16 protein-coding genes are annotated in these 20,882 nt (G+C 67.8%); 8 read left to right on the forward strand and 8 right to left on the reverse strand.

Annotated features, from left to right (window positions below; all coding sequences use genetic code 11):
* Positions 1-88 precede the first annotated feature (88 nt).
* Complete coding sequence (locus OOT46_RS20040) at positions 89-646, reverse strand: hypothetical protein (RefSeq protein WP_265405398.1); 558 nt, start codon at positions 644-646, stop codon at positions 89-91.
* A 97-nt stretch (positions 647-743) separates the two neighbouring features.
* Between OOT46_RS20040 and OOT46_RS20045 the strand changes: the two genes are divergently transcribed.
* From OOT46_RS20045 to OOT46_RS20070, 6 genes are all read left to right on the forward strand, one after another.
* On the forward strand, positions 744-1,964 hold the full coding sequence (locus OOT46_RS20045; RefSeq protein WP_265405399.1) for a helix-turn-helix domain-containing protein: 1,221 nt from the start codon (positions 744-746) through the stop codon (positions 1,962-1,964).
* Between the two features lie 48 nt (positions 1,965-2,012).
* Positions 2,013-2,690, forward strand: coding sequence for a hypothetical protein (locus OOT46_RS20050; protein ID WP_265405400.1), 678 nt, complete (start codon positions 2,013-2,015; stop codon positions 2,688-2,690).
* An 86-nt stretch (positions 2,691-2,776) separates the two neighbouring features.
* A complete protein-coding gene (locus OOT46_RS20055; protein WP_265405401.1) occupies positions 2,777-3,565 on the forward strand; it encodes a DUF899 domain-containing protein in 789 nt (262 codons plus the stop codon).
* 31 nt (positions 3,566-3,596) lie between these two features.
* Positions 3,597-4,208, forward strand: a complete 612-nt coding sequence (locus OOT46_RS20060; RefSeq protein WP_265405402.1) for a hypothetical protein — start codon at positions 3,597-3,599, stop codon at positions 4,206-4,208.
* Between the two features lie 96 nt (positions 4,209-4,304).
* The gene (locus tag OOT46_RS20065) at positions 4,305-5,240 is read left to right on the forward strand and encodes an alpha/beta fold hydrolase (RefSeq protein ID WP_265405403.1); all 936 of its coding nucleotides are present in this window, start codon (positions 4,305-4,307) and stop codon (positions 5,238-5,240) included.
* Between the two features lie 38 nt (positions 5,241-5,278).
* Entirely contained in the window at positions 5,279-6,010 is a 732-nt protein-coding gene (locus OOT46_RS20070) for a hypothetical protein (protein ID WP_265405404.1), read from the forward strand.
* Here the strand turns inward: OOT46_RS20070 and OOT46_RS20075 are convergent.
* Together OOT46_RS20075 and OOT46_RS20080 are read right to left on the reverse strand one after the other, a co-directional pair.
* Complete coding sequence (locus OOT46_RS20075) at positions 6,003-7,364, reverse strand: HD-GYP domain-containing protein (RefSeq protein WP_265405405.1); 1,362 nt, start codon at positions 7,362-7,364, stop codon at positions 6,003-6,005. The genes OOT46_RS20070 and OOT46_RS20075 overlap by 8 nt on opposite strands.
* A gap of 104 nt (positions 7,365-7,468) precedes the next feature.
* Entirely contained in the window at positions 7,469-8,203 is a 735-nt protein-coding gene (locus OOT46_RS20080) for a PEP-CTERM sorting domain-containing protein (protein ID WP_265405406.1), read from the reverse strand.
* A gap of 250 nt (positions 8,204-8,453) precedes the next feature.
* Here OOT46_RS20080 and OOT46_RS20085 point away from each other — a divergent pair, with 250 nt between their 5' ends.
* A complete protein-coding gene (locus tag OOT46_RS20085; RefSeq protein WP_265405407.1) occupies positions 8,454-9,125 on the forward strand; it encodes a hypothetical protein in 672 nt (223 codons plus the stop codon).
* A gap of 15 nt (positions 9,126-9,140) precedes the next feature.
* On the forward strand, positions 9,141-10,100 hold the full coding sequence (locus tag OOT46_RS20090; protein ID WP_265405408.1) for a ribonuclease Z: 960 nt from the start codon (positions 9,141-9,143) through the stop codon (positions 10,098-10,100).
* A gap of 113 nt (positions 10,101-10,213) precedes the next feature.
* Here the strand turns inward: OOT46_RS20090 and OOT46_RS20095 are convergent, their stop codons facing one another.
* From OOT46_RS20095 to OOT46_RS20115, 5 genes are all read right to left on the reverse strand, one after another.
* Positions 10,214-12,844: a 2-oxoglutarate dehydrogenase E1 component gene (locus tag OOT46_RS20095; RefSeq protein WP_265405409.1), complete on the reverse strand. Its 2,631-nt coding sequence runs from the start codon at positions 12,842-12,844 to the stop codon at positions 10,214-10,216.
* Between the two features lie 223 nt (positions 12,845-13,067).
* Positions 13,068-14,609: a methyl-accepting chemotaxis protein gene (locus OOT46_RS20100; protein ID WP_265405410.1), complete on the reverse strand. Its 1,542-nt coding sequence runs from the start codon at positions 14,607-14,609 to the stop codon at positions 13,068-13,070.
* Between the two features lie 421 nt (positions 14,610-15,030).
* A complete protein-coding gene (locus tag OOT46_RS20105) occupies positions 15,031-16,731 on the reverse strand; it encodes a S8 family peptidase (protein ID WP_265405411.1) in 1,701 nt (566 codons plus the stop codon).
* A 480-nt stretch (positions 16,732-17,211) separates the two neighbouring features.
* Positions 17,212-20,016, reverse strand: a complete 2,805-nt coding sequence (locus OOT46_RS20110) for a transporter substrate-binding domain-containing protein (protein ID WP_265405412.1) — start codon at positions 20,014-20,016, stop codon at positions 17,212-17,214.
* A gap of 375 nt (positions 20,017-20,391) precedes the next feature.
* Positions 20,392-20,877 carry a hypothetical protein gene (locus tag OOT46_RS20115; protein ID WP_265405413.1) on the reverse strand — a complete coding sequence of 162 codons (486 nt, stop codon included), beginning with the start codon at positions 20,875-20,877 and terminating at the stop codon, positions 20,392-20,394.
* Positions 20,878-20,882: the final 5 nt, after the last annotated feature.

Genomic DNA, 20,882 nt, shown 5'->3' on the forward strand with positions numbered 1-20,882 from the left:
CGACCTGGCATCAAGCTGCCACTTCGCAACGGACTGTGCCGCGGACGCAGCGCCAGCGAGCGACGCCGAGGGACCACCGCCCCCTTCACTACCGCCGGTGACGCTCTTGGCATGTTTTCCATCCGGGCTCCATCGTCCAGATCTCCTGATCGGAGCTGCCAAGGTCGCGCACCTGGCCCCAATAGGTCAGGCCGTGAGCAACGAGCTGGACGACACCCGGTGCCGGGGCTCTTTCGCTGAGAAACAGCGGCTCTTCGGTCTCCAGCAGGTAGAGGGACTTGTTGACGTAGGTGAAGCCCGCCTTCTTGTCGTCGTTGACGACAACGGGCCGGGGCATGGGCGAGAATCCGTCGGGGAACCGCAGCTCGAAGTAGTAGAAGAACTTCTCGAAGTTGTTCGCCGACAAGCGGTTGAACAAGGTGGCTGCGATCTCGTCCAGGCCCAGGTAGCGCGCGTCGAATATCGGGTCGAGGTCGCCAAAGTAGATCCCTTTGCCGAAATGAGTGTGGGCCTTGCCCTCCTTGGTGGAGGGCAGCAACTTCTTGGTGTGCAGGATCGCGTCGTAGCCATTTTTGTCGGTGTAGTGGAACAGGTGGAGCGGCATCGGTGAACGTCCCTGGTGATCAAAGCAGCCATTCTTTTGCATGCCGGAGACTCCAGGCGCTTGCGTTTGTTTCAGCAGCTTCCGGCGGCCGTCCCAGGAAATGGTCCATGACGTTCAGCTCCCGTTCGAGGTCCGCCTCATGGACTCCCTGATCGCCGCCGCGGCGCGCGCTCTCGCCGCCGGCGACGCGCTCGGCGCCCTCAAGCGGGTCGCCCTGCGTGATGACCCGCCGGCGCTGGCCCTGCGCGGCATTGCCATGGCCCAGCTCGGCGAGCACCCGCGCGCCCGCGAGCTGCTGCGGCGCGCGGCCCGCGGCTTCGGTGCCCACGAGGAGCTGGCGCGCACCCGCTGCGTCGTTGCCGAGGCCGAGGTGGCGCTGGCCCTGCGCGACCTTGTCGGCTCGCCCCGCTCGCTGGAGCTGGCGGCGGCCACGCTCGAGGTGCGCGGTGATCAGGTCAATGCGCTGCAGGCGCGGCTGATCGCGGTGCGCCGGCTCCTGCTGCTGGGTCGCCTTGACGAGGCCGCCGCCGCGCTGGCACCCCTGGATGCGAGTGCCGCGCCGCCGTCGCACGCGGCGGTGGCCGAGTTGACCGCGGCCGAGTTGGCGCTGCGCTCACTGGACACCGCTGCGGCGCAGACGGCCCTCGCCCGCGCTCAGGAGGCGGCCTGTCGCTCACGTGTGCCGGCGCTCCTGGCCGAGGTGGCGGAGGCGCGGGCTGCGCTCGATCGTCCCGCCGCCCGGCGTTTTGTCGCCGGCGTCGAGCAGGCGCTGCGCCTCGAAGAGGTGGTTGCGCTGAGGGCCTCGGGTGCGCTGGTCGTCGACGCCTGCCGGCGCGGGCTGCACGCCGGCGCCGCATGGCTGCCGCTGGTGCGCCGGCCGGTGCTGTTCGCGTTGGCACGCGCGCTCGCCGAGGCATGGCCCGGTGATGTCGATCGCCAGGCCCTGATCGCCTGCGCCTTCCGTATCCGCCGCCCCGACGAAACGCATCGAGCGCGCTTGCGGGTCGAGATCGGCCGTCTGCGCGCGCTCGTCGCAGCTGTCGCGAGCATCGAGGCCACCGCGCAAGGTTTTGTGCTCAAGGTGCGCGACGGTCGCGACGTCGTCGTCCTGGCGCCGCCCGTCGACGGCGATCAGGCCTCGCTGGTGGCACTGCTCTCGGACGGCGCGGCCTGGTCGACATCGGCCCTGGCGCTGGCCCTGGGGGCCAGCCAGCGCACCGTGCAGCGCGCGCTCGTCGAGCTCGAGGCGGCGGGGCGGGTGCGTTCGATCGGGCGAGCACGCGCGCGTCGGTGGCTGTCGCCGCCCCTGGGCGGATTCACGACGATCTTGTTACTCCCCGCTGCGCTCCCGCCTGAGTAGAGTCGCCTCACGGCCCCCGATTGCAGGTGCGCCGAAAGGAACCAGGCGATGACCCGCAAGACCGACAAAAACACTCCCCAGCCGCTTGTCCGTGCCGCCGAGATCGTGCGCGAGTACGGCCCCTTCGAAAGCGCCGGCCGCGTGCACGGCGTCACCCACGACGGACGCCGTGTCTGGGCCGCGACCGGGGTCCGGCTGGTCGCCTTCGACCCCGAGAGCGGCGAGCTCACCGGCTCGCTCGATTGCGCCTGCGACGCCGGCACGGCCTTCGACGGCACCTACCTCTATCAGATCGCCGAGGCCCGCATCGACAAGATCGATCCCGCCAGCGGCGAGGTGGTGGCCTCGATCCCGGCACCGGGCCGCGGCAGCGACTCGGGGCTCGCCTGGGCCGAGGGCAGCCTGTGGGTGGGGCAGTACCGCGATCGCAGGATCCACCAGATCGATCCCGAGACCGGCACGGTCCTGCGCACCATCGAGTCCACCCGCTTCGTCACCGGCGTGACCTGGGTGGACGGCGAGTTGTGGCATGGAACCTGGGAAGGGGACGAGAGCGACATCCGCCGGATCGACCCCGAGAACGGCGCGGTGCTCGAGCAGCTGACGATGCCGAGCGGCACCGGGGTCAGCGGCCTCGAATCCGATGGCGCTGAGCTGCTTTACTGCGGCGGCGGAGCGAGCGGAAAGGTGCGTGCCGTGCGACGCCCGGGCAGAGCCGGATCGTGATCGGCCGGCCGGAGACAGGCGCGCCAGCCCTGACGGCGCGGCGCATCGACACAACGCGAACGGCTCTTCGAGCCAAGGAGCATGCCATGCACACCGCCATTGACACATCGAGCACCGTGGACCATCCGGTCGTGTCCAGCGACCGGTGGGTGGCCGAGCGCAAGAAGCTGCTGGCGCACGAAAAGGAACTGACGCGCCTGCGCGACCAGCTCGCCCGCGAGCGCCGCGCACTGCCGTGGGTACACATCGAGAAGAACTATGTCTTCGATGCTCCGGAGGGCCCACGCACGCTCGCCGACCTGTTCGATGGCCGCCGCCAACTGGTCGTGCAGCATTTCATGTTCGCCCCGGGTTGGGAGCAAGGCTGCAAGAGCTGTTCCTTCATGGCCGATCACATCGACGGCGCAAACGTGCACCTGGCGCAGCGCGACCTCACCCTGCTGGTCGTCTCGCGGGCGCCGCTGGTCGACATCGAGCGTTTTCGCCAGCGCATGGGCTGGCGGTTCAAATGGGTGTCCTCGTATGGCAGCGACTTCAACCACGACTTCGGGGTCAGCTTCACCCCGGACGAAACAGCCCGGGGCGAGGTTGACTACAACTACGAGATGCAGCCCTTCCCGGTGGAAGAGGCACCGGGCATCAGCGTGTTCTACAAGGACGACGCGGGCCAGGTCTTCCACACCTATTCGACCTACGGGCGCGGCGTGGAGCTGATGATGGGCGCGTACAGCATCCTGGACATCGCACCCAAGGGGCGCGACGAGGACGGCCTCGAACACACGATGGAATGGGTGCGCCACCATGACTGCTACGCGCCGGCACCCGCCTCGAAGGCAGCGCCGACGGCCTCTTCCTGCTGCCAGAGGCAGGGCTGAAGAGCGGGTGGTCTGAGCGGGCTCAGGTGTCATGACCAGCCTTTGGCCATGGCTGGCGCTTGCGGGGGCCGGCGCCCTCCACGGGCTGAACCCTGCCACCGGCTGGATGTTCGCCGCCGCCTGGGGCCTGCATTCGCGCGATCGGTCGCAGGCACTGCGGGCCTTGATACCGATCGCGATCGGTCACTCGACATCGGTCGCGCTGGTGGCCGCCACGATGGCGCTCGGCCTGTCGATGGATCGCATCGTGATGCAGGGCCTGGCGCTCGGGCTGCTGGCCGTCGTCGCGGTCGTTCACCGGGCGGGCCGCAGCGCCGGACGGGCGCAGGCCGGACAGGCCGGGCTGGCGCTCTGGTCCTTCATGATGTCCACCGTGCACGGTGCCGGATGGATGCTGGTGCCGGCGCTGATCCCGCTCTGCATCAGCGACGCTCCGGCCCGGGAGATCACCTCGTCCGGCTCGCTGGCGCTGGCGCTCGCGGCGGTCGCCGTTCACACCGCAGCGATGCTGCTCGTCACCGGCTTGGTCGCCACCGGGATTTGCCGGGGCCCTGACGCCAGCGCCGGCCTGTTTCGCAGCCTGAGGCAGCGAGCTGGATCTGCGCGACCTTGGAACCGGACATCGCCGACGAGATCCTCATGAGCCACCGAAGATGGCCCTCTCAACACGAACCTTGATCCCGCGCGTCGCTGGCACTACATCTTATGTCCATCGAGCACCGGAACGACGAGGTACCGAATGAAGGCGAGGGAGCAGGCGCAAGCGAGATCGACAGACGGTCCCGCGGCAAGCGACGAGGCAGAGATCCGCATTCCGAGCGGTGACGTCTCGCTGGCAAGCACGCTGTATTCACCCAAGGGTGGGGCGCCCGTGAAGGCCTGTGTCGTCCTCAGTGGAGCCATCGCGGTGCCGCGGCGCTTTTATGGACGGCTGGCGTCCTGGCTCGCCAGCAAGGGCTACCAGGTCCTGACCTACGACTACAGCGGGATGTTCGATTCGCAGGTCACGCGTCAGCAGCGACGTCAGATCGGCTTGAGGACGTGGAGCGAGGGCGACTTCGAGGCGGTGGTGTCCTGGTGCGAGCAGGCGCACCCGGGGCTTCCGGTGCTCGCGCTGGCGCACAGTTTCGGCGGCACCGTGATGAGCCTGGCCCCCGCACTCGGGCGCGTCGCCGGCCTGGTGATCATCAGCAGCGGATCGGGCTACTGGGGCCACGTGCCCTGGGGGCACCGCAAGATAGGCCGCATGAGTTTCTGGTACGTGACGCTTCCTTTGCTGGCCCGGCTGTTCGGCTACTTCCCTGGGCGCCGTCTCCGACTCCTCGGCGACATCCCCAAGGGGGTCGACCTCGACTGGGCCGCCTCGTGTCGCCGGCCGGGCTATGTGCGTGACGCCCTGCCTCGCTGTCCCGGCTTCGACTCCTTGCGGGCGCCGGCTGTTTGCCTGACGTTCGACGACGACAAGGCGGTCACGGAAGCTGCCGCAACGTGGCTCGCGGCCGAGTTCGGCGCCCGCCTCGAGGTGAAGAAGGTCCGCGCCACCTCCGCGGGTCGAGGTGGCAACTTCCACTTCGACTACTTCCGGCCACAACTCGGCGGACTTTTTTGGGACGAGCTGAGGCAGTGGCTGGATGCGATGGTCAACGCGAGGGCGTCGTTTGCGAGCAGCACTTGAGCGCCCAGGAGTTGGTCTGGCCCATGAGGATGTCTTTGATGCCCGAGATTCGTTTTCCAAGGAGCGCAGCCTCCCTGATCCTGCACTGCGTCGTCTGCGCAGGGCTCTTCTCGACAGCTGTCTTGGCGGAAGAGCCTTCGGACCGCGAGCCGGTGGTCGCCATCGACCATGAACCCGGCCATCACCTGGTGTTGTCGACCAGCACGCTGAGGGTATTCGACGCGATCTTCCCGCCGGGCGCGGTGTCCCTCTGGCATCGGCACGAAAAGGACAGTGTCCTGCTGTGCCTGGAGGGGGCCGACGTGCCCTCGGAGGAACCGGGGAAGCCGCTGCAAGTGCGTCCCCCGATACCGACGGGCGACATCTATTACAGGGCCTACGCGCAGAAGCCGTTTGTCCACAAGATCCGCAATGCGGACACGACCCGGTTCAGGATCCTGGACATCGAAGTCCTCACGCCCCGCCGTCCCGACGGGCCTGCTCTTGACACCCTCGATGACGATGGCTCGGTCCTCATCGACAACGACCGGGTTCGTGTCTGGAGGCTCGTGGTCGGCGCACGAAGGGCTGCGTCGCCGGTGCGGTTCCAGGGAGGGCGTCTTTTTGTCGTCATGACCGATGGCGACTACGCGATCGAGACCCGCGGTGGTCTCGAGCAGAGACGCCATGTCCGGCGGGGCGATCTTCGCGCGATGGACGGCACGGGTGTCGAGATCATTCACAACCTCGCTGCGTCCGCGCTGGAACTGGTCGTCATCGAGGTCAAGTGAGAAACGGCGCAGGCCGGTTCTCCGACACCGGCTCCGACACCTCGTGCAAGGCCGAGCGCGCGGCGTCCTTGCTCTCCTCGATGAACTGGCGGACCAGCGCGGCGTCGGCCGGCGGCAAGCGCTGCATCCGGATCCGCGTCTCCCGCTTCACTTCGTGCATGCGCCACTCGATCTCCCGCAGGACGATGTCCACTTCGAAGTGGACCTGCGCTTCCATCGCCGACAGGCGTTCGCGCAGCTCCTGCGGATCCAGGGTGTTGAGACCGGTGCTGGAAAACGCCAGCCGGATGCGCCGGCCCCGTTCCACCGTGTGCTGCATCAGCTCCTTGAGCGCCGGGCTGCCTGTGCGGACCCGCTCCTCGACGCTGTCTTCCACGAGGCGCATCCGCTGCAGCGTGGCGTCGAGCGTCGACACCCGCGCTGCCAGTGCCGCCGTGTCACCCGGCGTCGGCGGACGCTCCTGCCCGGCGGTCGAGGTGACCGACATCCGGATGGCCTGCGCCACCCGGGCCAGCAGGTGGCGGTTGAATTCGCCGGGAATGAGCTTGACGGCGACGCCGGCCCGCTCGCCGGGGCTGCGCCCCGATTCGATCAGGCCCATCAGCATCTCGGCCAGCGCCAGGACCTGTCCCGACACCGGCAGCTGTGCACCGCGCAGCCCCTGCGGGTAGCCGAAGCCGTCAAGCCGCTCATGGTGGTGCAGCACCGCCTCGGCCACCTGCGCTCCGGCACCCGGCATGTCGCGCAACAGATGCGCGGCCACGATGGGGTGCGTCGCGATGTGCTTCCACTGTTCCGCCGTGAGCCGGGACCGGGCGTTCAGGATGACTGGATCGATGTAGAGCTCGCCGACATCGTGCAGCAGGCCGGCCATCATCAGCGTCTGCAGACCCTTGCTGCCCCCCTCCGGCAGGTCGTGGTACATCGCCGCACCGAGCAGGCTGACGCCGACCGCGTGCTCCAGCTTGTGCGGCCCTTGCGCCGCGTAGACGGTGAGCATCGATTCCGTCGAGGGCGCCAGGCGCAGCTCACGCAAGGCGGTGGTGACCCGGCGGGCGGTCGCGCCGCCGCACACGCCGGCCAGCAGCCGGTGCTTGTCCAGCAAGGTTTCGGCCACTTTGTCGAGCGGCTGCGAGGCGACACCGTCGACCACCCGGACCGATGATTCCAGCGGTTTACGCAGCTTGTGCTGCAGCAGGCGCTCCTTCGCCTTCGCGTCGATGCGCGTGCCCTTGGCGACGAGCTTGATGCCGTTGCCGGTCAGGATGTCTTCGGCGGCTTCGACGCCGGCCGTCTCGGCGACCGCGACGACGCGGTTCAAATAGTGTTCGTTGACCACCAGCGTATCGGTCATGGCTGCGCTCCCGGGGGTCCCTTTTCGTATGCCTTGCAGCAAGGCGTCACGGCGATATCGGCTGGATTTCGCGGAACTTGAGGGGCCGGCGCAGGGGCCGATGGTCAGCTCGCTCGCCCCAGGCGGCGCCTGCGAACGGCCACCAGCAGCGACAGGCCCCCGAGACACAAGGCGACCGTGCCCGGCTCCGGCACCGCGTGCACGCCGATGACCTTGACGACCGCCCCCGAAAAGCTCTCATCCCACATCAGGTAGTCCTCGTAGCCTCCCCAGGTCCGGTGCGAGAAGCTGCCGACTTCAACGGGCGAGCCGACTTGTTCCGTGAAGTACTGCCGCAGGCTTTCCGAGGTCAGCAGGGGGGGCGCCTCCCACGGTGAACGAAACTGGAGGGACAGGAAGTAGGACCGGTGGCCTTGGATCTCGCCGCTCGGCAACGCGTCGAAAACGACTTCCTGCGTGAAGGTGGTGAGCAGCTCGGCGCCCGACCAGTCCTGAGTGACGCGGGTGCTGCTGTGGACGGTCCCCTCCTGGACCGTGAAGAAGGGCTGGTCAACCGTCGTCCCGGGGGCACCGATCTCATAGGTCCGGCTCTGGCTCTGCGCCTCCAGCACCGAGGCCACGGTGTCGTCGAAGCTCACCGAGATCGGATACGGCGTTTCGTCGACCCACAAGGAAATGTACTGCCCGTGGTGCAGCCGGATGTGCTCCCTGGTCGAGATCGAATAGTCGACGGTCATCGGCGCCCCCGCCGCGGGTGCGCCAGCGAAGGCGCAGGTCAGGGCGATCAGGCCAGCCTGCAGCCTGCGTGCAATCCTGAAGACGGGAACATGGGTGTTCACTTTGCGCTCCTTGAGAGACGGTGGACCGGGCGCCACACGACCGATCTCGTCCCAGGGCGCCCGGTGATTCATCGGTATACGCCCGCCGCCGGGTCCCGCCATCCCCTTGTCGGGGGGTGGCGGCCCGCTTGCGCCGCCGCCCGCAGGACGGCGGTCCTCGGCGGCATGACGCTTCGGGTTCTTACAATCCGCCCTGTGGCAGCCGAATGTCGGCCCGCTTCCTCGAAACTCTGCCTTTGTCTGTTTGCTCATGAAGATTCGATACCTCGGGCTGCTGTGGGTCGCCGCTCTGGCGGCCTTGTTGAGTGCCTGTGCCGGCCCCTCGCTGGCACCGCCCGCAGAGGCCGGCGCGCTGGCCGGCAAGGCGGTGGTGATCCTGTCCGCCACCCACAGTGAAGACGCGGGGTCCTGGGCCGATGTCAGCTTCTTTTTCGACCGCTCCAAGCCGGAGACGCGCACCACCCTGCACTCCAAGGAAACGGCACTGACGATCCCGCTGCCCAGCGACTTCGATGATCTGTACGGTCGCGTCTATGTTCTGACACTGCCTCCCGGCCAGCACCAGATCGACGCCTGGAACGTGGTGGGGGGCCGCACCCAGTCCTTTGTGACACCCCAACCGCCTCCGCCGCCCCTGAGCTTCGAAGTGAGCGCCGGCGAGGTGCTCTACCTCGGCAACCTCCACATGAACATCCGCATGGCGAGCGTCGGGCTGGGAGGCTGGGCACCCGTGGACGGCTACCCCGAGGTGAGGGACCGCCGCGAACTGGACATTGCGGTGGCGGAGAAGAAACATCCGGTCCTCCAGGGCAAGGTGAGCACGCGGCTGCTGCCGCTCGGACCTTGGCTGTCCGAGGAAGCGCGCACCGAACGACGTGTCGAACCGCGTGTCATCCCGGTCGTGCCCCCGTTGCGCAAGTAAAGAACGGGGAAACGCATGGACTTGCTGTTCCTCGGCACCTCATCCGGTACGCCGACCAAAGTGCGCAACGTCACCGGGCTCGCCCTGATCGAGGACACCTGCCGCGCCTGGTACCTGGTGGATTGCGGCGAAGCCACGCAGCACCAGCTGCTGCATACCCGGCTGTCGCTGAACGACCTGCAGGCCATCTTCATCACCCACGTCCATGGCGACCATTGTTATGGCCTGCCGGGACTCCTCGCTAGCGCGGGGATGTCGGGCCGCAGGAAGCCGCTGCAGATCATCGCGCCAACGGGGATAGCGGGCTGGATGGCGTCGACCCGAGAGCTGACCCGGCTGCATCTGCCTTTCGAGTTGCAGTTCCTGGCCACCGAATCACTGACAGGCTGGAAGAACAACAACTGGGTCGTCACAGCGGTTCCGCTGTCCCATCGCGTGCCGTCCTTCGGATACAGCTTCAGCGAAGCGACGCTCGAGCCCAAACTCGACACCGAAAGGCTGACGCTGCAAGGCATTCCCCAGGGGCCACTCTGGGGGCAGCTGAAAAAAGGCATGGACGTGGTCCATGCAGGAAAGCTGCTGAAGAGCAGCGACTATGTCTGCTATCCCCACAAGCCGAGACGCATCGTGGTCGGCGGAGACAACGACCGTCCCGAGCTGCTGACCGAAGCCTGCCGCGAAGCTCAGGTTCTCGTGCATGAATCGACCTATACCAGCGACACCGCCAGCAAGGTGGGCGCTGGCATGGGCCACAGCGCGGCAGCCTCGGTCGCCCGCTTCGCGCAATCGGTCGGTCTGCCGCATCTGCTGCTGACGCATTTCAGCGCCCGCTATGGGTCGGATGCGAGCCAGTCACCTTCGATCGAAGACCTGCGGAGAGAGGCAAGGGAGCACTACCAGGGCAGCTTGTTCCTGGCTGAGGACTTTGCCCGCTATCGTCTGGACAAGACGGGGCAGTTGAGCCGCGTTTCGTAGCGCCTTGCCTTCTGCCCGCACAGATCGGCCGGTCTGTCAGGCAGAAACAAAAACGCCCGACCGGGCCGGTCGGGCGTTTTGTCGCGGTGCATCAGACCAGGCGCATCGGCCCTTCAACGCCTTGCTGTGGACAGCCCCATCGCCTCGGCCACCAGCTCGCGCTCCTGCCGGTGATGGACCGCATAGGAGGACGTCGCGCCCGACGCCGTGTTCGGCCGCGACACGCAGCGCAGCTCGACGCCATGCGGGCACGCCTCGTTGAGATCGTCACGCACGAACGACCAGGCTCCGTGATGCAGGTTCTCCTCTTGCGCCCACACCAGGGTCCGCAGGCGGGGGTAGCGCTCGAGCACGCGGGCCAGCACGGCCGTCGGGAAGGGATACAGCTCCTCCACACGCACCAGGGCCACATCGGCCAGGGCGTGCTGCAGGCGGGCGCGCTGCAGCTGGTAGTACAGCTTGCCGCTGCACAGCACCAGGCGCGTCACCTCCGAAGGAGAACTGATCTCGCTGTCGTCCAGCACCGGCTGGAACTCGCCGGCCAGCAGCTGCTCGACCGGCGAATGGGAGCCGGGCTCCTTGTAGAGCTTGACCTTCGGCGTCATGACGACCAGCGGCTTGCGCACCTCGCAGAAGGCCTGCCGGCGCAACAGGTGGAACAGCTGCGCCGAGGTCGACGGATAGGCCACCCGCAGGTTGTCGCCGCCGCACAGCGACAGGAAACGGCCCAGATGGGCATTCGAATGCTCCGGGCCGACACCTTCGTGCCCATGCGGCAAGAGCATGGCCAGGGCCGAGCGAGCGCCCCACTTCTCCTCGCCGGCGCTGATGTACTGGTCCAGGTAGACCTGGGCACCGTTGACAAAGTCGCCGAACTGGGCTTCCCAGACCGTCAGGCCGCGCGAGGCCTGCAGGCTGTAGCCATACTCGAAGCCCACCACGGCCTCTTCCGAGAGCACCGAATTGACCACGTCGAAACGCCCCGGGGCGCCCAGTTGCCGCAGCGGGATGAGGTCTTCCTGCCCGGCATGCTGCGAGGCCTGGTTGTGCCATGCGGCGTGCCGGTGCATGAAGGTTCCGCGTCGGACATCCAGCCCGGAGATACGCACGTCGACGCCCGCGCTCAGCACGGAGGCATACGCCATGTTCTCGGCGAAACACCAGTCCGCAGCGTTGGTTTCGCCGCTCGCCACACGCTGCCAGCGCTCGATGAGGGCCTGGATGTGCTCGTGCGGCTCGAAACCCTTGGGCAGCTGTGTCATCGCGGCGACCGCCGCGCCGAGCGCGGCCTGCGTGAACGGCACAGCCGGCGGCACGGGGAAGGTGTCGGACGGTGCGGCCTCGTGGAAACGCCTGCTCGTGTCGCTGAAGGTCGCGGTCGCGGCCGAGCGGCGCGAAGCGATATAGGCCGCCATCTCGGCTTGCGACGCCAGGCCGGCAGAGACCAGCGCCGAGCCATACACCTCGACGACGGTGGGCTTGAGATCGGTCGCCGCGTAGCCGACGGGATTGGTGAGCTTGGGCAGGTCGTGCTCGGAATGCCCGAGGCGGCGGTAGCCGATCAGGTCGATGACCACGTCGCTCCCGAAGCTCATGCGGTAGTCGAGTGCGATCGCGGCGGCACGCAGCAATTGCTCCGGGGCATCGGCATTGACGCGCAGGATGGGCGCATCGATCATCCGCGTCACGTCCGTGCAGTAGCGGGCCTGGGCCGCGTTCATCAGGTTGAGTTCGGTGAAACCGACCTGGTTGTTGATGATCACATGGACCGTGCCGCCGACCGAGTAGCCCGGCTTCTGGCTCAGTGCCAGCGTCTCCATCACGACCCCCTGGCCGGCGAAGGCGGCGTCGCCATGCAGCACCAGGGCCAGCGCCTGGCCGCGCTTGTCGGACCTCTGCAGCGCCCGGCTGGCGTGTGTCATGCCGGTCACGACGGGGTAGACGCTCTGCAGGTGCGAGGGGTTGTGGGCCAGCGTGACCGAAATGTCGCCCTGCTTCGTGCTCACCGTCCGGGAAGCGCCCAGGTGGTACACCAGGTCGGAGTGCATTTCCGGATGGGGTGAGGCGGGGTCGAAGTAGTCGAGGATCTGCGCCGGCGGCAGGCCCAATACGTTGACCAGCACATTGACCCGTCCGCGATGCGGCATGCCCATGAAGATCTCGCTCAGCCCGTGCGCGGCGGCCTCTTCGATCAAGGCGTCGAGCAGCGGCACCAGCGCCTCGCATCCCTCCAGCGAGAAGCGCTTCGCGTCAGGAAAGCGCTCCGCCACGTGTTGCTCCCAAGCCTGGGCGTGGATCAGGCGGTCCAGCAGCCCTTGTCCGTCGGCCTGCGCCGGCGTGTACGCCGACTCCATCCTGGCGTAGAGCCAGGCACAGCGGTCCTCGTCCCGCACCGCGGAGGCATCCAGCGCGAGGGCGCCGCAGTACGCGGCCTTCAGCCGCCGGTCCAGTTCGCCGACTCGGCGGGCGCCGAGCCACGCCTGGCCGTCGCCCGTCAGGGTATCCGTGGGCGAAAGTCCGAATCGCGCCGGCGAAATCAGCTGCGGGTCCAGCGGCTTTGCCTCACCCGTCGGGTCGAGTGCCGCAAAGCGGTGGCCTTCGCGCCGATGAGCGTCGATGAAGCGCTCGACGTCGCCCGGCCCGCCAGCGGCGGCGGTGAGGACGCCGGGTGCGTCGGAATCGAGTTGGATCTGGGACCGGCCACTTTGCTGTGCCGCGTCCGCGAAAAGCGTATCTGTTGACATAGGTCTCTTTGACCGTGAGGAATGTGAAGTCGAAACGCTCCATGACGCAGCCGCGCCTCTACCGCGCCGCTGCGTCATGGCAATCACCGGAATTCAGGCCGTACGCATCCCTGCGGGCGGCATGGCCTGGCCTGGAAGGGCGAGTCGGCGCGGCGGGCATCGCCGACCGTGTCTCGCCTTGCGTTGCACGGGGCAGCCGCATCTCTGCGGCCGCAAGAGGCGCTCAGAGCGAGAAGGCCCGCACCACGTCGGTCAGCTGCTTGGCCTGCTCATTCATCGCATGCGCCGATGCGGTGCTCTGTTCCACCATCGCAGCGTTCTTCTGCGTCGAGTCGTCCATCTGGAGGATCGCCGCGTTGACCTGTTCGATGCCCATGCTCTGCTCGCGGCTGGAGGCACTGATCTCGGCCACGATGCTGCTGACCTGCGCGATGCTGGTCACGACCTGATTCATCGTTGCGCCGGCCTGCTCGACCATCTTGCTTCCCTGGTCGACCTGTTCGACCGAGGCGTCGATCAGCGACTTGATCTCCTTGGCCGCCTGTGCGCTGCGCTGGGCGAGGCTGCGAACTTCACCGGCCACCACCGCGAAGCCGCGGCCCTGCTCGCCGGCGCGAGCCGCCTCGACCGCGGCGTTCAAGGCCAGGATGTTGGTCTGGAAGGCGATGCCGTCGATCACGTCGATGATTTCGACGATACGCTTGGACGAGGTGGCGATCGAACCCATCGTGTCGATCACCTGCCCCACCACCTGGCCGCCCTCGGCGGCGATCTTCGACGCCGCAACCGCCGACTTGCTGGCCTCGGTCGCACCGTCGGCACTGAGCTTGACGGCCGAGGTCAGCTGCTCCATCGCGGACGCGGTTTCCTCCAGCGCGCTCGCTTGCTGCTCGGTCCGCGCCGACAGGTCCAGGTTGCCTTGCGACACTTCGTGGGCCGCGCTGGCGATGGTGTCCGAGCCGACACGCACCTGGGAGACGATGCGGTGCAGGCTCTGCACCATGTGCTGCAGGGCATTGATCAGGCGGCCGACTTCGTCCTTGTTCTCGACCTGCACCTGATGGGTCAGGTTGCCGGCAGCGACCGATTCGGCCAGATCGATGGCGCGCTGGATCGGACGGGTGATGGACCGGGTGATGTAGTAAGCCGTCGCCGCGCCGAGCAGCATTGCCACGAGCGATGCCGCGATCATCTGGATCTTCGCGAGGCGCGAGCTCTCCCGGGCACCGGCGACGTCGTCGGCCATGCTCTTGGTTTGCAGATCGACCATCTTGTCGATCAGCGCGTAGTACTTCGCCTGCGGTCCCGGCATGTCATTCTGGTAGACCGCCATCGCCTCGTCGCGCTGGCCCTTGGCCATCAGGTCGAAGACCTTGCGCACGAGAACGCCATACTCCTTGCGGGCTTTGGTCTGCTCTTCGAAGATCGCCTTGCTTTCCGGCGAGTTGAGCATCTTCTCGAACTTGGCCAGGTTCTCCGTGTTGGCAGCGCGCACAGCGGCGTAGTCGTCGTTGTACTTTTTCGTCTGCTCGGGCGTCGTCGCCAGCAGAAGGCGGCCGATGATGATCATGCCCTTGTCGCCCACGGACTTGATCGTGTTGCTCATCGCGATCTGGGCATAGCGATCATCCACCACGCTGTCCATGACGGTGCCGAGGCGGTTCACCACTGAAACGCCCACGGCGAGCGTCAACAGCAACAGCGCGATAACGACCGAGAAGGCCAGCGCCAACCGGGAACCTATCTTCAGGTTTGCGATATTCATTTGAGACCTTGATATCGATTTGACTGCAGCACGAGCGGCAGCCGCGCCCATGTCGCCCGCAGCGGCTGCATGCGCCGCCGGAGCTTCAGGCGAAATCATCGGCATTCCGATACCAGGGATTGAGGGGCGCGCGTCGCTCCGGAGGCTATTTCGTGCGATTTGTGGCGAGCTGCAGCCGAGCGCCGGCGTATTCACGATTCAGCGTGTTTTGCCGCGGCGAATGTCAATTGAATCGACGGCTGATGGGCTGGCGAGACGGTCAGGGAAATGCTTACCCGGCCTCATTGATTCTCGATATAAACGCGCTCCTGGCTGATCGAGCGCATCGCTTCAGGCAGGCGCGCCCCTGCGCGCCTGCCCTGCCTCGGACCACGTCCCGGGTCACACTCCGTGCGGGTCGGTCCGGGGAACGCGGCCGGACTCAGAAGCCGGCTTCCAGGCTGTAGACGCCCTGAACCCCGGTGCTGCCCGAGTAGTAGCGGACCTCGATGTAGTAGGTGCCGCCGGCCGCCGGGGCATTCACCGTCACCGTGTCGCGTTGGCCGGTCGGCCGCTCGCTGCGCCCGACCCGCGCGCCGCTGGCGTTGTAGACGTAAAGGTCATAGTCCGCGCTGCTGTTGGGCGACAGCGCCACCGACAGGGTGCGCCCCGCGCCAACCGCCACCCGGAAGTAATCGCGGTCGCTGCTGCTGCCCATGCTTCCCTGCACGGTGCTGCCGCTCTCGGCAATGACCTGCGCCTGCGACAGCCGGTTGTTGGGCTCGGCCTCGACGATGTCGCCGCCGCCGCCACCGCCGTCTCCGCCCGCCGCCGCCACCGCTGCAGCGGCGTCCACGATACCCCGGCCGCAGCCCGAGCAAGAGCCCGGAAAGCGCCGCGCGGTGTCGGCCAGCACGCCGGCGACCTGATCGGGCGTCAGCGCAGCGTTGGCCTGCAGCACCAGCGCGGCGGCGCCCGCCACGTGAGGCGCCGCCATCGAGGTGCCCTGGTAGAAACCGAAGCTGTCCGCCCCCGGGCCGCCCTGCCCGGCGTTGAGCGTGGACAGGATGCCGTTGCTGTCGCTGCGGCTGGTCTCCCCGCCGGGGGCCGCCAGCTCGACCACCGAGCCATAGTTGGAGTAGTAGCTGCGGCCGCCGCTGCGGTTGGTGGCCGCCACGGTGATCACGCCGCTGCAATTGGCCGGCGTGAAGCCGCTGGCGTCGGAGGAGGAGTTGCCCGCCGCCACCACCACCACGGTCTTGCGGCTGCGTGCCTGGTTGATCGCGTCCTGCGTGGTGCGGTCGCAGCTGCCGCCGCCGCCGAGCGAGAGATTGATCACGCGCGCCGGGTTGGCATTGGCCGGCACGCCGCTCACGCTGCCGCCGGAGGCCCAGATGATGCCTTGCGCGATGTCGGAGGTGTAGCCGCCGCACTTGCCCAGCACCCGCACCGGCACCACCTTGGCGTTGTAGGCCACACCCACCACGCCGGTGCCGTTGGCGGCCGCGGCAATGGTCCCGGCCACGTGGGTGCCATGCCAGCTGCTGGATTGGCCCCGCGATTGCCCGCACTCCCCGGCGGAGAAGCCGTCGCCCGGATCGCTGGCGTCGCTGTCGCGTCCCCCGCCATCGTTGCCGGTCTCGGCATCGCTGATGAAGTCATAGCCGGGCAGCAGGTTGGCGCGCAAGTCGGCATGCGGGCGGTAGCCGGTGTCGATGACCGCGACCACCACGCCGGCCCCGGTGGCGCTGTCCCAGGCCGGGGGCAGGTTCAGACCACCGGTGGTTTCGAAGTAGTGCCACTGCTCGCCGTAGCGTGTGTCGGTCGGCGTGGCCTGGATCTGCAGCATGCGGTCCGGCTCGGCGTATTCCACGTTGGGATCGTCGGCCGCGATGCCCTCGGCCAGCGCGCGGGCCTCCTCCAGCGACACGCGCCGCGACAGGCGCAGCACATCGGCCTGCGTCGTCAGCTGGCGTTGCGCGGTCACCGCGACGCCGAGTCGCGAGGCCGCTGCGCTGCTGTTCATGCCGCGCAGCGCCGATGACTGCAGACGTCTGGCAGCGGTCGATTTGTACTTCACGATCACTTGGTCGGTCGCCGCCGGGACGGCGTGCGAGCTCGCGACACCAAAGTTGGACCACACGGTGCTGCCCCTTTCGGCGCTTTCCCCGGCATGGGCGGACAGACAAAAGGCAAGACCGATGGCGGCCGCCAGGCCGACACGTGGGACGGCACATGAGACGGCCGACGGTTGGAAACGAGAGAACATTCAGGCAACCTCGTAGCTTGATCAAGGTGGTGCAACGGCGCCCCCGCGGCCCTTCGGATCGCAAAGGGCCAGGACAGGCACCGGACGACTGCGGAGACCGTACCGCGCTTCGCACCGGTGGCCCTCCCCTGTCCTCAAGTCGTGGGGCGGCACGCCGGTCGTTCTCCTTGCCATGCGCTCGTCATCTTTGTCAGTTGACCTATCGAACACAAGACTGCGCAAATGCTATTCGCGACCTCGCGAAACTGACAAGCCGCGATACCAGCTCTGACAACTGTCTATCGACCTGGTCTTTTCAAAGTCCTGAGGGTGTGCTGCGCTTCACGTCGGCTCGAACCGCCTCGCAGTCGGTCTTCATCCGATGTGCGACCAAGCCGCGTGCTGGAGCAACTGGCGCACCAGCAGTGCCACGTCACCGACCTTCTGGAGCATGATGTCCACGCCGGCTTCACGCAAGCGCGCGACCAGCGTTGCGTCCAGCTCGGCCGACATGACGGCCACCGCGCTCGGCATGCCTCCGTCGCGCGCGCGCAGCGCGTCGAGGATGCGGAACACATCGCCGTCCGAGAGGTTGACGTCGCTCAGGACCGCTGCGATCGAGGGCCCGTCCGCCTGCAAGCGTTCGACCGCCTGGGCCACCGTGGTCGCTGTGCACACATTGAAGCCCTGCTGCTGCAGCGCCTGCTCCAGCAGCATCGCGTAGACCTCGGCATCCTCCACCAGCAGAAGCCGCGGCCGCGCGGCGTCCCTCCTCGCCGCCACCCCGGGGTCGGCCGGATCGACCTCGCGGTCCAGCCCCTCGGCGCGGCGTGCCCGCCAGCGCAGTCGTACCGTCGTGCCCTTCCCCGGCTCACTGTGCAAGCTCAGCTCGCCGTGCATCAGCACGGCGAGGTCACGGCAGAGTGCCAAGCCGAGGCCGCTGGCGCCTTCGGACGCGCGGGCGCCCTGCGCACCCACGAAGTAGCGCTGGAACAACTGCGCCTGCTCCTGAGCCGTCAAGCCGGGACCCTGGTCCGACACGGCGATCTCGACGTCGTAGCACGCCGGCGCGTCGCTCGCCGGCTCGCACCGCGCGACGACACGCACCTCGCCGACCTGTGAGTACTTGACGGCGTTGCTGAGAAGGTTGCGCACGATCTGCTGCAGCCTCATTGCATCGATGCACAAGGGAGGATCGTGCCCGGCCGGCAGCAGCTGCAGCGACAGCCCTTTGGCAACCGCCGCCGGACGCATCTCTTCGACGACACTGCGCAGCACCGGTAACAGGTGGTCCGACTTGACGTTCAGCCGCAGCCGCCCCTCCTCCAGCCTGTCGCGGTCGAGCAGATTGTTCAGCAAGCCCAGCGTGGCGCGCGCCGACGTGGCGAGCGAGGTCACGATGTTCGAGGTCGCTTGCCTCGAACTGCGCAGCAACTCGGCTCCGGCGATGACGGAGTGCAGGGAGTTGCGCACTTCGTGCGCCAGAAAGGTGACGAACCGCTCGGCGGCGGCGCTGTGGCGCTCGGCCTCCTGCTGCGCCTCGCGGGTACGGCGCACTTCAGCGTGCAGGCGCCGGCTGTGCCACCACCACAGGAGCAGCAGCACCGTCAGCACGCCGGCCGCCCAGGGCATGGCTTTCAACAGGGCCGCCCGTGCCACCTGCCGCGGCGAAGGCGGCGCGAACCAGCGGCCTTTCAGCCCGACCAGTTCGTCGCGGACCACGGCGTCGAGCGCACGCTTGAGCAAGGGTGGCAGGGCCGGATCACGACGTGAGACGGCCAGGGTGTGCTCGTGCCGCACGTCGCCGACCGCCCCGAGCAGTTGCAAATCGCCGCGCAGCCCGTCCGCCGACTGCGTCACCACCTCCAACAGGCCCGTCAGGGCGGCGTCGGCTTCGCCACGGCGCACGCGCTCGAGACAGCCCGCCAGGCTCTCGCAGGCGACCTGCTTGATGCCGGGATAGCGGGAGTCGATCAGCGGTCGCGAAAAATGCTGCACGGGCAGCGCGAGCCGGCGCCCGTTCATCTGCTCCAGGTCCCAGGTGGTCGCGCCCGCCGGCCCCAGCAACACCACGGGGTCCTCCATGAACGGACCGACAAAACGCAGCTGGCTTCCGAGCTCGCCGGTTTCCACCAGACCGATGCCGATGTCGATCTCCCCAGCCGCCATCGCCTGGGCGATCTCCGGCGCTTTCGCCACCCGCCAAGCCCCCACGCGCAATCCCAGCCGTGCCAGCACGGCTCGGAGCACGTCGACCGACAGACCGGCCGGTCGGCCCTCGGCATCGAGGAAGGTGAAGGGGGCTTGATGCGCGACCAGCCCCACCACCAGGGGCCGGATGTCGCGCAGCTGCCCCCGCTCCTGCGCGCTGAAGACGAGGTCGCTGCTGCGTTTCACGGTGATGGGGCGAGGGCTCCAGCGTTCGATGACCGATTGCCGACGCGTCTCTCCAACGGCATCCAGCGCTGCGGAGATCCGCTCCGCCAGCTCCGCCTGCCCCGCCGGCACGGCAAAGTGCAGCTCGCCGGACGGCAGTGTCAAGGTGCGAGCGATCCGCAGCCCCTTCACCCGCTTGCTCTCGATCAGGGCGACGACCACCGGCTCGGCTTCCAGCAGCATGTCGGCCTGTCCCGACACCACGCTCATCAGGCCCTGCTCCAGGCTGTTGACCTCCAGCCGGCGGGCGAGCGGGAACAGGCGCTGCGTCGTCGATTCTGAGACGTAGCCGCGCACGACGGCGATGCGACGACCGCCCAGGTCCGGTGTCATCGGTGCCGACGTGTCCTGCGCGCGTGTCACCAAAGCCTGCTTGATCACCGCATAACCCTTGGAGAAGGCCAGGCCGCGCGCTCGCTCGGGCGTGTGCGCGATCGAACTCGCCAGCTGGATGTCGCCCTTGCGCAAGGCTGCCTCGAGCGCAAGGTAACTCTCGTAGCGCACCGGGAGGATGACGGCATCGAGCTGGACCGCCATCAGCTGCAGCAATTCGAGATCGGCCCCGCCGGGCGGGCCGGCGGCCGGCCACATCTGGAAGGGACCGAAATCGGCCAGCATGCCGTATCGCAACACGGCGGGCCGCGTGCCGGCTCGAACCGGCCCGGCTTCGGCGCTGCCAGGCCTGTCCTGAGCCCACACGGTCGCGCAGGCAAGCAGCAGCACGCCCCATAACAAGCCCAGCACGCCCCCCCGCCGGCGGCACCGAGGTGCCGGGCGCCAAGGGGAGAGAAGGACACCTTGCATTCCCACAGCCGTCTCCGGTGGTCCTGAGGACGTTAACCGCAGGGTCGCTGCTTGCCAAGCCGGCGTCGTTGCTGGTAGCCGCTCCACACTGCCGGCATGGCAGAGCTCCGGTCCCGGACAGAAAACCGGGCGTGCGCGCCCTGCCCCCCCGGACGGTGGTCCGGCTGCAACGACCCGCCGGCTTGATTGATTCACATGCACTCGGGTTTTATGGCTTGGCAAGCAAGCGATGAACCTGTTCTGCATGTCGCCGGCCAGGAAAAGCAATTTCAGGTGTGGCATGCACCGGGGTCGGCTGCGTTCGACGGAGTACCGCTACGACGTCCATCGCAGCGGCGACCAAGCCCCGAATGCCTTCGAAGTCGAAGTCCGGGCCATGCGCATGGCCCAGCCGAACCACCACCAGACGCTGCGACGGCAGCACGGCGATGCGCTGGCCGAGATTGCCGAAGGCGAATACGCGTCCGCCGGCAAGCCCAATGCCACCCGCCCGCGGGCACGCGCGCTCTGCCCACGGTTGATCCACCATCCGGCGCCGTAGTCCGTGTCGAGCGTGGGTGTGGTGGAGAAGCGCGTCCAGCCTTCCGACAGGAGGCGCCGGCCGTCCACCATGCCGTCGTTGAGGAAGAGCTGGCCGAAACGCGCCCAGTCACGCGCCGAGGCCAGCATGTAGTGCCCGCCCACCGCCGTGCCGGTGCGATCCATCTCCCGCGTGACGCTGCGCATCCCGAGCGGATCAAGGAGCTCGCGAAACGCGAAGCGCTGCATCGCTTGCGCGATGCAGCCGACCGCGTCGCGCACGATGC

Origin of the sequence: Aquabacterium sp. A7-Y (genome assembly GCF_026153205.1) — a bacterium.
Classification (GTDB): domain Bacteria; phylum Pseudomonadota; class Gammaproteobacteria; order Burkholderiales; family Burkholderiaceae_C; genus Caldimonas.

What these genes read in the sequence shown, in the direction of transcription:
- OOT46_RS20040 (WP_265405398.1), bottom strand. Translation starts at nt 646, where the DNA reads ATGCAAAAGAATGGCTGCTTTGATCACCAGGGACGTTCACCGATGCCG.
- OOT46_RS20045 (WP_265405399.1), top strand. Translation starts at nt 744, where the DNA reads ATGGACTCCCTGATCGCCGCCGCGGCGCGCGCTCTCGCCGCCGGCGAC.
- OOT46_RS20050 (WP_265405400.1), top strand. Translation starts at nt 2,013, where the DNA reads ATGACCCGCAAGACCGACAAAAACACTCCCCAGCCGCTTGTCCGTGCC.
- OOT46_RS20055 (WP_265405401.1), top strand. Translation starts at nt 2,777, where the DNA reads ATGCACACCGCCATTGACACATCGAGCACCGTGGACCATCCGGTCGTG.
- OOT46_RS20060 (WP_265405402.1), top strand. Translation starts at nt 3,597, where the DNA reads ATGACCAGCCTTTGGCCATGGCTGGCGCTTGCGGGGGCCGGCGCCCTC.
- OOT46_RS20065 (WP_265405403.1), top strand. Translation starts at nt 4,305, where the DNA reads ATGAAGGCGAGGGAGCAGGCGCAAGCGAGATCGACAGACGGTCCCGCG.
- OOT46_RS20070 (WP_265405404.1), top strand. Translation starts at nt 5,279, where the DNA reads ATGCCCGAGATTCGTTTTCCAAGGAGCGCAGCCTCCCTGATCCTGCAC.
- OOT46_RS20075 (WP_265405405.1), bottom strand. Translation starts at nt 7,364, where the DNA reads ATGACCGATACGCTGGTGGTCAACGAACACTATTTGAACCGCGTCGTC.
- OOT46_RS20085 (WP_265405407.1), top strand. Translation starts at nt 8,454, where the DNA reads ATGAAGATTCGATACCTCGGGCTGCTGTGGGTCGCCGCTCTGGCGGCC.
- OOT46_RS20090 (WP_265405408.1), top strand. Translation starts at nt 9,141, where the DNA reads ATGGACTTGCTGTTCCTCGGCACCTCATCCGGTACGCCGACCAAAGTG.
- OOT46_RS20095 (WP_265405409.1), bottom strand. Translation starts at nt 12,844, where the DNA reads ATGTCAACAGATACGCTTTTCGCGGACGCGGCACAGCAAAGTGGCCGG.
- OOT46_RS20100 (WP_265405410.1), bottom strand. Translation starts at nt 14,609, where the DNA reads ATGAATATCGCAAACCTGAAGATAGGTTCCCGGTTGGCGCTGGCCTTC.